Annotated in this window: 8 protein-coding genes and 1 pseudogene; all 9 read left to right on the top strand. The window is 36.5% G+C overall.

Features of this window, described 5'->3' with window-relative positions; genetic code table 11:
* Nucleotides 1–46: 46 nt before the first annotated feature.
* On the top strand, nucleotides 47–718 hold the full coding sequence (locus ACESNQ_RS01400; protein ID WP_373074431.1) for a CPBP family intramembrane glutamic endopeptidase: 672 nt from the start codon (nucleotides 47–49) through the stop codon (nucleotides 716–718).
* A 130-nt stretch (nucleotides 719–848) separates the two neighbouring features.
* The gene (gene rexB / locus ACESNQ_RS01395) at nucleotides 849–4,100 is read left to right on the top strand and encodes an ATP-dependent nuclease subunit B (RefSeq protein ID WP_373074708.1); all 3,252 of its coding nucleotides are present in this window, start codon (nucleotides 849–851) and stop codon (nucleotides 4,098–4,100) included.
* Nucleotides 4,097–7,747, top strand: coding sequence for a helicase-exonuclease AddAB subunit AddA (gene addA, locus ACESNQ_RS01390; RefSeq protein ID WP_373074429.1), 3,651 nt, complete (start codon nucleotides 4,097–4,099; stop codon nucleotides 7,745–7,747). The genes rexB and addA overlap by 4 nt, the downstream gene beginning before the upstream one ends.
* Nucleotides 7,748–7,836: 89 nt before the next feature.
* Nucleotides 7,837–8,334 (top strand): YkgJ family cysteine cluster protein, encoded by a 498-nt coding sequence (locus tag ACESNQ_RS01385; RefSeq protein WP_373074427.1) that lies wholly within the window; start codon nucleotides 7,837–7,839, stop codon nucleotides 8,332–8,334.
* Between the two features lie 222 nt (nucleotides 8,335–8,556).
* Nucleotides 8,557–10,215, top strand: coding sequence for an LPXTG cell wall anchor domain-containing protein (locus ACESNQ_RS01380; RefSeq protein WP_373074425.1), 1,659 nt, complete (start codon nucleotides 8,557–8,559; stop codon nucleotides 10,213–10,215).
* Between the two features lie 238 nt (nucleotides 10,216–10,453).
* Complete coding sequence (locus ACESNQ_RS01375) at nucleotides 10,454–11,497, top strand: glycosyltransferase (RefSeq protein ID WP_373074423.1); 1,044 nt, start codon at nucleotides 10,454–10,456, stop codon at nucleotides 11,495–11,497.
* The gene (locus ACESNQ_RS01370; protein WP_373074421.1) at nucleotides 11,494–12,405 is read left to right on the top strand and encodes a phosphodiester glycosidase family protein; all 912 of its coding nucleotides are present in this window, start codon (nucleotides 11,494–11,496) and stop codon (nucleotides 12,403–12,405) included. Before ACESNQ_RS01375 ends, ACESNQ_RS01370 begins: the two co-directional genes overlap by 4 nt.
* Nucleotides 12,380–12,805 (top strand): hypothetical protein, encoded by a 426-nt coding sequence (locus tag ACESNQ_RS01365; protein WP_373074419.1) that lies wholly within the window; start codon nucleotides 12,380–12,382, stop codon nucleotides 12,803–12,805. Before ACESNQ_RS01370 ends, ACESNQ_RS01365 begins: the two co-directional genes overlap by 26 nt.
* Before the next feature lie 217 nt (nucleotides 12,806–13,022).
* Nucleotides 13,023–13,568: pseudogene (locus ACESNQ_RS01360) on the top strand (glucosaminidase domain-containing protein); the annotation flags it as partial.

Here is a 13,568-nt window from a genome sequence, read left to right as displayed (position 1 = left end):
TATTTAATATTATACTGATAATGGATAAAAAATCAGAGGACTTGGCATGAAAAAAAGAACAGTACAGATTTTACTAGCCTTGTTAGTAATTATTTATAGGAAGACATGGTTTTGGTGGATTTTTAATCATTTTGCAGGTAGGCTTGTACCTGCTAGTAGAGAATTTTTTCAAATTCTTGCTTTTTTAGAGCTCATCGTTACTTTTATAGCTATTCTTTATTTACTAGTATTCGAAGGTAGGAAAATTCTTGAGTTGAAGTGGAAATGGAGATATCCAGTTTATTTGCTTCTTGCTTATGGAGTCAATCATCTTTCAGGTATTGTGTTTTCCTTTTTAACCCCAGCAACGTCCAATCAAATGACTTTAAATGAATTAGTTGAGATGACAGGGCGACAAGAGTTACTATATTTCTTGCTTATTACTTGTCTGCTAGGACCAATTACAGAAGAATTGGTTTATCGAGGAGTTCTGATGAATACATTTTTGAAAGATTCACCTTGGTATGGAGATGTTTTACTATCAGCCTGTGTCTTTGGCTATGTGCATGTTTCTGATGGTATAACACCACTTGCCTTTTTCACCTATGCAAGCGGAGGAGCGATTGTAGCATTCCTCTACCGAAAAACTCATTCTCTCTATTATCCCATTTTGCTCCATATCATGATTAACATTTTAGCATTTTGGGAATTATGGGTACTCTTGTTTTCTGGTAGGTAAATAATAAAAAGTCGGAGTTTATTCCGACTTTTTTGATATGGGACAGGTTAAAATTAGGACTTTATATCAATCTGTTTTGACTTAAAAAATGATATAATAAAAGGTAATGACAAAAACAAACGAGGCAGAGATGAAACTACTTTATACCGATATTCGGACTTCTTTGACAGAAATCCTAACTAAGGAGGCTCAAGGACTAGTTGACCAAGGAAAACGAGTCTTTTATATCGCTCCTAACTCTCTTTCTTTTGAAAAGGAACGTGCCGTGCTGGAATGCTTGTGTCAGCAGGCTTCTTTTGCTATCACAGTCACGCGCTTCGCTCAAATGGCTCGTTATCTGGTTTTAAATGATATTCCTGAGAGGTCAAGTCTCGATGATATCGGTCTTGGTATGGCTTTTTATAAATGTCTGTCCGAGATTGATCCGAAGGATTTACGTGTTTACGGAGCTATTAAGCAAGATCCGCAATTCATCCAGCAACTCATTGAAATTTATCATGAAATGACAACGGCAAAGATGAGTTTTTTGGACTTGGAAAGTTTGACAGATGTTGATAAACGCTCTGATTTACTCTTGATTTTTGAAAAGATAACAGCGTATTTAAATCAAGGTCAAGTTTCACAAGGAAGTCCATTATCCTATCTGATTGGTGCTATCGAAGAAAACAAGGTAAGTAGTGATTTTAGTAAGATTGCCCTAGTCATTGATGGTTTTACCCGATTTTCTGCAGAAGAGGAACACCTAGTGGATTTGCTTCATCGTAAGGGTGTTGAAATTATCATTGGTGTATATGCGACTAAGAAAGCCTATAATAGCTCCTTTAGTGAAGGGAACCTCTATCAAGCCAGTGTTGAATTTCTACGTCATTTAGCTTTTAAATATCAGACCAAGACAGAAGATGCCTGTCAGGAACATGATAACCTTGATGTTTTTTCCAAAGCCTCAAGACTTCTGGAAAGTGCTTATGATTATTCTGAAATCAATATAGAAGTGGATGCTAAGGATAGAGAAGAATTGCAAATCTGGTCTTGTCTGACACAAAAAGAAGAGCTGGAGCTCGTTGCTCGTAGTATTCGCCAGAAATTGCACCAAGAACCTGAACTAAGCTATAAGAATTTTCGTATCCTACTAGGAGACGTAGAGTCCTATAAACTATCCTTGCAGACAATTTTTAATCAATATCAGATTCCCTTCTATCTGGGGAGAAGTGAGTCTATGGCTCATCATCCTTTGACTCAATTTGTAGAATCTTTGGGACGTCTCAAACGGTACTATTTCCGTCAAGAAGATTTGATTAATCTCCTACGCACTGGATTGTATACCGACCTTAGTCAGGAAGAAATCGATAGCTTTGAACAATATATCCGCTATTTAGGTATTGATGGACTTTCTAACTTTAAACAAGAATTTACAAAAAATCATCAAGGAAAATTTAATTTAGAAAAATTAAATGAGCTGCGTGTCCGTGTCCTAAATCCACTAGAAGCTTTATTATCTAGTCGTAAGCAAAAGACTGAAAATATCCTTACAAAATGGAACAACTTTTTGAAGGATGCATCTGTGACCAAGCAATTACAATCCTTATCTGAAACGATGGAAGCGGCAGAGCAAGAAAGACAAGAAGAGGTCTGGAAGGCATTTTGCCACGTAATGGAGCAAATTGCTACTGTATTTAAAGGTTCTCAGGTCGCTTTAGATGATTTCTTGGCTCTTCTTCATTCAGGGATGTCATTGTCAAATTATCGTACAATTCCTGCAACGGTAGATACGGTTCTGGTGCAAAGTTATGATTTGATTTCGCCTTTGACTTCTGATTACATCTATGCACTTGGCTTAACCCAGGAACATCTACCTAAAATCACCCAAAATACCAGTCTTTTGAGTGATGAAGAAAGAGAAGTTTTAAACCAAGGTACTGAAGATGGCTCTCAATTATTGATTGCTAGCCAAGAAAATCTTAAGAAGAATCGCTATACCATGCTTTCTTTGGTAAATTCTGCCAAGAAGCAATTGGTCCTATCAGCGCCTAGTTTACTCAATGAAAACGAGAGCAAAGAGTCAGTTTATCTGAAAGAATTGCAGTATTTTGGTTTTAGCAAGATTGAAAAGAGAATCGATCGAAGAAACCTATCAAAGGATGATATTGGTTCTTATCACAGTCTTTTGTCTAGTCTTGTTGCTTATCACCAGCAAGGTGAGTCCGAGACAAGTGAGCAGGACTTAACCTTTATTAAGGTTCTAGCTCGTGTCATGGGGAGAAAATTAGAAGATCAAGGTCTTGATAATCCTGTCCTACCGACAAGTCCAAAAAGTAAGACCTTAGCTAATGAAACTCTGAAAGCCTTGTATCCTCAAGATCAAGATTTTTATCTATCAACTTCTGGATTAACGGAGTTTTATCGTAATGAATACAGCTATTACCTTCGATATGTCTTAGGCTTACAGGAAGAATTGCGTCTACGACCTGATGCACGAAGTCATGGCAATTTCTTGCATCGTATTTTTGAACGAGCCATGAAACTTCCTGTTGATACACCTTTTGATCGTCGTTTAGAACAAGCAATCTCTGAAACCAGTCAAGAACGTGAATTTCAAGCCATTTATCAAGAAAATTTGGAAGCCCAATTAACCAAGGAAGTTCTTTTAGACGTTGCGCGTGCAACTGGGCACATTCTTCGTCACAATTCTGAAATTGAAACCATTCAGGAAGAGGCAGTCTTTGGTGGTAAGGAACAAGCTTTTGTTCAGTTAGAAAACGGCAGAAATGTCTATGTCCGTGGTAAAGTTGACCGTATAGATCGCTTAAAGACAAGTGATGCTATTGGTGTTGTTGATTACAAATCTTCTCTAACTCAGTTTAACTTCCCTCTCTTTTATAACGGCCTTAATTCACAATTACCAACCTATCTGGATGCTCTTAAGAAAGAAGGAAATACCGACTTCTTTGGTGCTATGTATTTAGAGATGGCTGAGCCAGTTCAGTCCTTACAAACTGTCAAAACTCTTTCAAAGGCTTTAGCAGAAACGACTAAGAGTATGAAATATCAAGGGTTATTTCTCGAAAAAGAGATAAAGAACCTTGGGGAACTATACAATAAAAACAAGACCTATCAGTTGTCTGACGAGGAATTCCAGTTATTGCTGGACTATAACGCCCTTATCTATAAGAAAGCTGCAGAGAAGATTTTATCTGGTAGATTTGCTATCAATCCTTACACAGAAGACGGCAGAAGTATTGCTCCTTATGTCCAACAATATCAGTCGATAACTGGTTTTGAAGCTAATTACCATTTAGGTCAAGCTAGATTGTTAGATAAGGTCGCTAAGAGCAATGATAAAGAAACATGGTTTAATAAAATTAGAGAGGAGTTGGAGCGATGAAATTTTTATCCCAAGAAGAGATTGAAAAGTTGCAGATAGAAGAAGCTCATTCTGACAAGAAACCAAAGAAAACTGCTGAGCAAATTCAAGCTATTTACAGTTCTGGTCAAAACATTCTGGTCTCAGCATCAGCTGGCTCAGGAAAAACCTTTGTCATGGCTGAACGAATTCTTGATCAACTAGCGCGTGGTGTAGAAATTCGCCAACTCTTTATCTCAACCTTTACGGTAAAGGCAGCAACCGAGTTAAAAGAACGCTTGGAGAAGAAAATCAGCCAACAAATCCAAGAGACTCAAGATTTAGATCTAAAAAAACATCTTGGAAGACAATTAGCTGATTTACCAAACGCTGCTATCGGAACTATGGACTCTTTTACTCAGAAGTTCCTGGCTAAACATGGTCATCTGATTGACCTCGCCCCAAATTTTCGGATTCTTGAGAATGAAAGTGAGCAACTCCTCTTAAAAAACGAAGTCTTTCGGCAGGTTTTTGAAAAACACTACCAAGGTAAGGAACAAGAACAGTTTAGTCAGCTGGTCAAGAACTTTGCGGGTAAAAGCAAGGATGCACGTGGATTGCGTAAACAGGTCTATATGATTTATGAGTTCTTACAATCCACTAGTAATCCTCAGGCCTGGCTACAGGAATCTTTCTTAAAAGGATTCGAAAAGGCCGATTTTACAAGTTCTAAAGAAAAGCTGGCTCAAGATATTCAGCAAAGACTCTGGGATTTAGAAAGTTTCTTCCGTTACCATTTAGAGAATGATGCTAAGGAATTTGGGAAAGCAGCCTACTTAGAAGCTGTCCAACAAGTTCTTGATGAAATTGGAGCATTATCCAACGAATCAACTTTTAATCAATATCAAGAAGTTCTAGAGCGAGTTGTGAATATTTCTAAGGATAAGGGTGGCCGTGCTCTCACAAATGCTAGTCGCAAGGCTGAACTCCTAGAACTGAAAGAAGCGTACAACCAAGAGAGAAAAGATAAGTTTGAAAATCTAATTGCATTAAATGATAAAATTACTTTATTGAAATTCCAGGAAAAATATCATCAAGAGTCTTGGGACTTGGCTAAGACTTTCCAAGTTTTCATGAGTGATTTTGTTGATGTATATCGAAAGCGTAAACGCGAAGAGAATGCCTTTGAATTTGCGGATATTAGCCACTATACTATTGAGATTCTGGAAAACTTCCCTCAAGTTCGAAAAGAGTATCAGGGACGTTTCCACGAAGTTATGGTCGATGAGTACCAAGATACCAACCATATCCAGGAAAGAATGCTGGAACTCATCTCTAACGGGCATAACCGTTTTATGGTAGGAGACATAAAGCAGTCTATTTATCGTTTTAGACAGGCGGATCCCCAAATCTTCAATGAAAAATTCCATAGTTTTGCTCAGGATAGCAAAGAAGGTCAGTTAATACTGCTCAAGGAAAACTTCCGTAGTAGTTCTGAAGTACTAAATGCTACCAATGACGTCTTTAAGCATCTCATGGATGAGGAAGTTGGAGAGATTTCTTATGACGGCATGCATCAACTTGTTTTCGGAAATACTGATTTACAGCCAGATCCAGAAAACAAGGCAGAAGTCCTCTTGTATGATAAGGATGTTGACGGTGATTCTAAGGAAGAGGAAGAGTTTTCGACCAACAAACTGACTGGTGAAATGCGAATGGTCATTAAGGAGATATTGCATCTTCATAATGATAAAGGGGTTCCTTTTAATGACATTGCTCTCTTAACTGCCAGCAGAAGTCGGAATGACCAGGTTCTACTTGCTTTGTCGGAATATGGGATACCAGTTAAAACTGATGGCGCTCTAAACAATTATTTGCAATCTTTAGAAGTGCAGGTTATGTTGGATACTCTTCGTGTTATCCATAATCCTCTGCAAGACTTTGCTTTAGTAGCTCTCATGAAGTCTCCGATGTTTAGCTTTGATGAAGATGAATTGGCTCGATTAGCCCTTCAGAAATCTGAGGATAAGGTTCAAGAGAACTTTTATGAGAAACTAGTCAATGCTCAAGCAAAAACTAGCCTCCATAAAGATTTAATCAAGTCTGAATTACTTAAAAAGTTAGACTTGTTTATGGAAACTGTTAATGCTTGGCGTTTGTTCTCAAAAACGCATTCGCTTTATGAACTTATTTGGAAAATCTATAGCGAACGTTTTTACTATGATTATGTTGGTGCTTTACCAAATGGTCAGGCAAGACAGGCCAACCTCTATGCCCTAGCACTACGAGCTGACCAGTTTGAAAAGAGTAATTTTAAAGGCTTATCACGTTTCATAACTATGATTGATCAAGTCTTGGAAGCCAAGCACGACCTTGCCAGTGTCACCGTTGCTCCACCTAAGGACGCTGTGGAGCTTATGAGTATTCATAAGAGTAAGGGGCTAGAGTTCCCTTATGTCTTTATTCTCAATATTGATCAGCAATTTAACAAGCAAGATTCCATGTCTGAAGTTATCCTAAGTCGTAAAAATGGCCTTGGTCTTAAATACGTAGCTAGAGTAGCTACAAATGCAAAAGAGGAATATCTTCCATCTACGATTAAGTTATCGATTCCAAGCTTGACTTATAGTCAAAATGAGGAGGAGCTCCAATTAGCAAGCTATTCTGAGTTGATGCGTTTACTTTATGTAGCCATGACTCGTGCTGAGAAAAAAATCTATCTAGTCGGAAAGGGATCAAGGGAAAAGTTGGAGTCTAAAGAATACCCAACAAATGGGCAAGGCCTCCTAACTCGTCAAACCAGGTTAGATGCACAAAATTTCCAGGACTGGATTTGGGCAATCTATCAGGCCTTTTCTAAAGAGAACTTACACTTTAGTGTGCGATTTGAAGGTGAAGAACAACTGACCAAAGAAGCTATCGGAGAATTGGAAAATAGAAGTCAACTTCAAGACCAATCCCAAGCAAGCAACCGTCAGTCTGATACCATTAAGGAAGCTTTACAAATGCTGAAAGAAGTGGAAGTGTATAATGAAATCCACAGAGCGGCGATTAATCTTCCGAGTGTTCAGACTCCAAGCCAGATTAAGAAGTTTTATGAACCAGTCATGGATATGGATGGTGTAGTAGTAGCTGGTCAATCTAAACCAAAAGAAACTATGATTCAGTTTGAACTTCCAGACTTCTCCAAGACAGAAAAAGTCACTGGAGCTGAGATTGGTAGTGCTACCCATGAACTCATGCAGCGAATCAATCTCGCTAAGAAACCTACTTTAGAAACCTTGACAGAAGCCTTGGAGCAAGTTCAGGCAACTTCAGCTGTTAAAGATAAAGTTAATCTAGACAAAATCTTGTCCTTCTTTGATACAGCTCTTGGTCAAGAGATTCTAAAAAATCAAGATAAACTTTATCGAGAACAACCCTTCTCTATGTTAAAACGAGATGCTAAGAGTCAGGAAGACTTTGTTGTTCGTGGGATTTTAGATGGTTATCTCCTTTATGAGGATAAAATTGTTCTCTTTGACTACAAGACAGATCATTATGAATATCCAAGTCAACTGATTGAACGTTATAGAGGTCAATTATCTCTATATGCAGAAGCCTTGTCTCGTTCTTACCAAATAGATCAAGTTGAAAAATATTTGATCTTACTTGGTAAAGATATGGTTGAGGTGGTCGAAGTTAACTAATCTTGTAAAAACTATTGCCTTAACGGCAGTAGTTTTTATTTATTTTCAGTTATGGTATACTAGTTTCAGAAAAGGATGTTAAAGAATCTATGTCAAAAGAAATCGATATCGAATACTATCACCAATTAGCTTTACAAAAGCAAAAAGAGCATCGTAAATTCCTTGGAAATCTGAAAAAGAAAGCTCCAAAAAACCTAGATAAGATTGCCCTTGAAATTCACCAGGAAGTTTTTGAAGAAATTGATTGTACAGCCTGTGCCAACTGCTGCAAGAGCCTTGGACCGGATTTTAAGGAAGCAGATATCACACGCATTGCCAAGTACTTTAAAATGAAATTACCAGCCTTCGAAGATGAATTTCTACAGGTAGATGAAGACGGTGATAAGGTCTTTAAGTCAATGCCTTGTCCATTTCTCGGTGGTGACAATCTCTGTTCCATCTATGATGTCCGACCCAAGGCTTGTAGAGAATTTCCACATACCGACCGTAAAAAGATTTATCAAATCAATAATTTGACTATCAAAAATACTTTAACTTGTCCCGCAGCCTATCTCTTTGTCGAGAAGTTAAGAGAAAGAATAGAATAAAAGTAGAAATACTTTTCCAGTATAAGCGAAGGGGCTTAAGCTAGTTAATTAAAAATATTTATGACTCTGTTACTTTTAAAAAATTATAAAAAAAACGTTTCCAAAGTATATAAATTGTATAATTTCTTGCATTTTAATTAACTTTTGTTTACAATAGATTATGGTTATTTAGACAAGTGAGTTTGTTTTTATAGTTGGTATTTTTAACAGGAGTCTTTTCAAATGAATAAATTAGTAAAATTAGGGCTTACATCATTTTCAATTTTTGTATTGAGTTCATATACACAATTCATTGTTAAATCTGATGAGAATATAAGTACAGAAACTATTGCTATCCAAGAAAATTCGGGTTATAGTGATAATAGCATCTCAAAACTAGAGTCTTCTACATCAAACCAAATTGATGACTCTAACAAATCATTCGAATCATCTATTGCTGTAACAGAAGAAAATAACGTAGAAACAAAACTAAACGATAATGTTATTTCTGAAGGTGGCCATGTTAACGTAGAGGGGCAGAATGCTACTATAACTAAAGATGGGAAGAGTGTCACTTATAGCTATATAGTTGCTTACCAGAGAATGCATTCTAGTGACCATGCACAAACAGTAAATGATCTTTTGATTCGAGTTCCAAAGATTAAGAATGCTACGGTACAATTCACTCTTGTTGGTACACGAGATGCTAAGGGCAATCCTATCAATGTCAATAAGCCAATGACAGAGATTAGCTTTGATGATACAGAAAAATATGATCGCGAAACCTTTAATACTCCGACCGTTGAGGAACTGGAAGCAGAAAAAACACCTTACGTAGTCAATACCAGCAACTACGAATATGGTTATATGACAGATGGTAAAGTTGAATCTTATGGTTTGTTTACCAATTTTGATAATAGTCAAGCTTACAAAGTAGAAGTTACAATCCCAATTGATGAAGCTAAGAAAATCAAATACCTACCAATTGATGCCCGAATGGTTTGGAAATCTAGTCAAGAAGGTGGTGTTATGAGTTATGAAACCGGCTCTCAAAACTTAGAAGATTATGATAACCATCGTTTAGCGGTTGACTTGGTTAGTGGCAACATTGGTGGTTTTGGAGATCCTTCATTGATTGATGATAGTCATGTAAAGAATGGTCACCTTATAAAGTCAGTTTCAAATCCAAGTACCTATATCACTCCAAATAACGGTGACTGGACAAGAATCCCTGAAGATACCAATATAGATAAATCAACATTTTTCAATTATGTTGATAAATTTACGTTAAGAGCAAACAAGAAAGTAGTTTATTACGTATCTGAAAAAGAAGATATGGCTGACCAAGATGTTTCAGCTTTCTATACAGGTAATGTTCTGGTAGATTATGTTATCAAAGGAACTAACCAAAAATTAAAAGAAACATACAACAAGATTTCTGAATTTCCTATTTATGATTCAACTGGAGAGTTGGTTACATACAAAGTCGGAGATAATAGCATTGAACGTCCTGACAAAATAATGGTTGATGGAATCACATATCATCTTGTTGGACTCTCGACTTCTTCTGATTCGGAAACTGGAACGTTAAAAAATGGAACAGTTCATATTACTTATGAATATGAAAAGGAAATCATAACAACGACAGAAGAACCAACAACAACGACAGAAGAGCTAAAAACAACCACAGTAGAACCGACTGCTGGTTCAAGTTCAGAACCTGGACAGGCACAGACTTCTAGTTCCGAAAAGGAAACAGAAGCAGAGTCAAAATCTGTAGCGGACCAAACAGAGCTACCAAATACAGGTGAGTCAAATTCTCAATTATTCTATATAATCGTAGCTATTCTAATGGGATTCTTTGGAATTTCACTATTAAAAGTGAAACACGATAATAAGTGAGTCTCAGTCAAAGATTTAACATGAGTCAACCCTTTGGGGCTGACTTTTTTATTTGAATGATTTGTTAAGTGAAGTTTGAAGCATTTTAAGGATATTATGTATATTTATTACAAACAACGATTTACAATCTTTTCGAAACATTAAATTATTCTGAACTTTTTCTTAAAGGAAACTGATATAAGGTATTTTTAAGCGATGTTCTGTATAGTTATTCCATCATTAAGAAAGGAGTGCCGGTATGAACTATATAGTAATTCCAGCTTATCAACCTGATAATAAACTGATTAAACTCATCGAAAGAATCCATGAAAAGAGTAATTTTCATATTTTAGTTATCGACGACGGTAGTTCATCGAAGTGTCAAAATATTTTTGATAAAGCAGAAGAATATGCTACGGTGCTCCGTCACCAAGTGAATCAAGGTAAGGGTCAAGCACTTAAAACGGCCTTTGCTTATATTCAAAAACAAAATAGCTATGGAACGGTCGTAACGGCAGACGCAGATGGTCAGCATAAAATTTGGGATATTTTCCGTACGGCTAATAAAGCTTCTGAAAATCCGAACAAGCTAATCCTAGGTGTGCGTGCTTTCACAGGTAAAGTACCTCTTCGTAGCCGTTTTGGAAATAGCTTAACGAAAGCACTCTTTAAACTACAAACAGGAGTAGGAGTAACAGATACACAAACAGGGCTTCGCGCTTTTACAACAAATCTTATTCCTTTTATGCTAAAAATTGAAGGACAACGTTATGAATATGAAATGAATATGCTACTTGAAGCTACTAAAGAATATCAAATTTTAGAAGTTCCTATTGAAACTGTTTATATCAATGATAACGAGGGTTCACACTTCCGTCCAATCAGAGATGGATTAATGATTTATAAAAATATTTTTAAATTTGCCTTGTCATCTCTCAGTAGTTTTGTTGTAGACTACCTTGTTTACGCTATTGCAATCTTGTTTTTACCAACAGCGCCGACTAATTTCCGTATCTTCCTAGCTAATGGACTAGCTCGTGTGACAAGCTCTATTTTTAACTACTCTACAAATAAAAAACTAGTCTTTAAAAACGACGATAGCCTTGTGAAAACAGGGATGGGGTACTTTGGTCTAGCAGTCGGACTCTTTGTCTTAGACACGCTACTGATTCGTCTCTTCTTTTCAGTCTTTGGTGTCAACCTTCTGATTGCCAAAATTATCGTCGGCATCCTTCTCTTCGCTGTCTCTTGGACGGTGCAGAAGAAATTCATCTTTAAGGAAAGGACATCAACTGTACTATGAAATTTTTAAAAAAACGCTATGCTTACGCCTCGATTCTTGGCCTACTCTTGACAGGATCCTTTAGTTACACAATGTTGAAAACTTTTGTACTCGCTGAGACTATTTCGACAGTAGCAACAACTAATACAAGTTCCAATAAAGCTCAAGGTAGTCAAGCAACTAAAACAGCAACAGTAACTAACTCAAGTTATAAGGACGAGAATATCTCTATCAATTTGACTGAAACGACGGTTAATGATACCCAAATGTATGTTGCAGATGTTACAGTAAGTTCATCGGATTATCTTAAAACAGCATTTGCTCAAAACTCATTTGGAACAAACGTAACAGCTAAAACATCTGTCACTGCTACAGATAATGATGCAATTTTAGCAGTCAATGGCGACTATTACGGTGCCAACTCTTCGGGTTATGTTATCCGTAATGGAGTTGTCTATCGTGATACTGTCCGTGAAAATTCTAATAATGGCGATTTAGCCATTTATAAAAATGGTTCTTTCAAGATTATTTACGAGGATCAGATTTCAGCTGAGCAACTTGTCAAAGACGGAGTTATTAATCTCTTAGCTTTTGGTCCTGCCTTGGTCGAAAATGGTGAAATAACAGTAGGAAAAAACCAAGAAGTTGGACAAGCTATGGCTTCGAATCCACGTACAGCTATTGGTATTATCGACGAAAACCACTACATTATTGTAGTTTCTGACGGACGTACTTCTGAAAGTGAAGGTCTCTCTTTGTACCAGCTAGCTGAGGTCATGAAATCATATGGTGCAAAAATTGCCTACAATCTTGATGGTGGGGGATCCTCTACACTTTACTTCAACGGTCAGGTTATCAATAAACCAACGACTGGAGGAAACAAAATTTCTGAAAGGGCGGTGAGTGATATTGTCTACATCGGTTATTAATCCTAACAAAAAACGTTTTAAAAAAACTGCCATCTCTTATACACTTATTACGATTTTCTTCTTTGCTTTTTCTAGAATTTATGAAGCATTTAGTTTTGGAGAGACATCTGTCCATATGCACTATTTATTTGCGGTACCTCTTATTGGAGGAATTCTACTAGCAATCTTTCTCAAAGTTCTTCCACATTTTTCCAGAATTAGCCTTAATTTATGGAATTCGGCTATAGCTATTATTACAACAGGGACACTATTCCGCGGAATTGTCAATCTATCTGGTCGTTCAACCACACTTGATGTACCATACTGGTATGTCGGTATCAGTTTTGCAATCTTAGCTATTCTATCTATTGTTATACATCCACTTCTAACTAATAAAAGTAGTAGAGTAATAGAAGGTTAATTATCATAATAAAAAAAGTAGTCGTTCAGATATTGTTCGACTACTTTTTGTTGACTTTTATTTCTAAATTGTTTTAATAATATTACAACTTTCTTTCTTCTTAAAGATCTTACTTTTATAATTAAAATTATAATGTATAATAAAATAGAGATTGTCGTCTTTAAAACGATAAGTAAGAAGTAAAAAATATAGGGAATATAAAATTGAAAGGTTAAAAATGAAAAAGATATTACTAGCAAGTACAATTGTTCTTTCCATAGCTGGGATTTCTAAAACAACTGTATTAGCAGAGGAAAACCAAGCTACAAACAAAGTACAAAGTTCAGAAAAAACTGTAGCTAATGGAACGAGTAAGGAAGCTAAAGAGAAAAAGCAAGCTAAAGGTCAAGAACAGGGCGATAAACAGAATCAGAACGAAACACAAAACAAGGCAGAAAAAGATTCTTCTCAATCTACACAGAAACAAGAAACAGCCCTTACCAAGGATAACTCTTCAACAGAAGAAATTACTGAAGAGGTCAACAAAGAAGGTTGGCAAAAAGAGAATGGTCAATGGCGTTATTATGAAAATAAAAAGGCTGTCAAAAATTGGAAGAAGATTGCTGGAGTTTGGTATTATTTTAACCAGGATGGTATCATGCTTAGCAATACAGTTTATGATGACTATCTCTTTAATAAAAGCGGTGCTATGGTTGAAACTTCTTGGGTAAAAATAGATGAGAAGTGGTATTATGCCACAGAATCAGGAAAAATTATCCGCAAC

It is taken from the genome of Streptococcus infantis (assembly GCF_964243025.1).
Classification (GTDB): Bacteria; Bacillota; Bacilli; order Lactobacillales; family Streptococcaceae; genus Streptococcus; species Streptococcus infantis_N.
The sequence above is the reverse complement of the archived record's forward strand: the minus strand, read 5'-3'. Positions and strand labels throughout refer to the sequence as shown.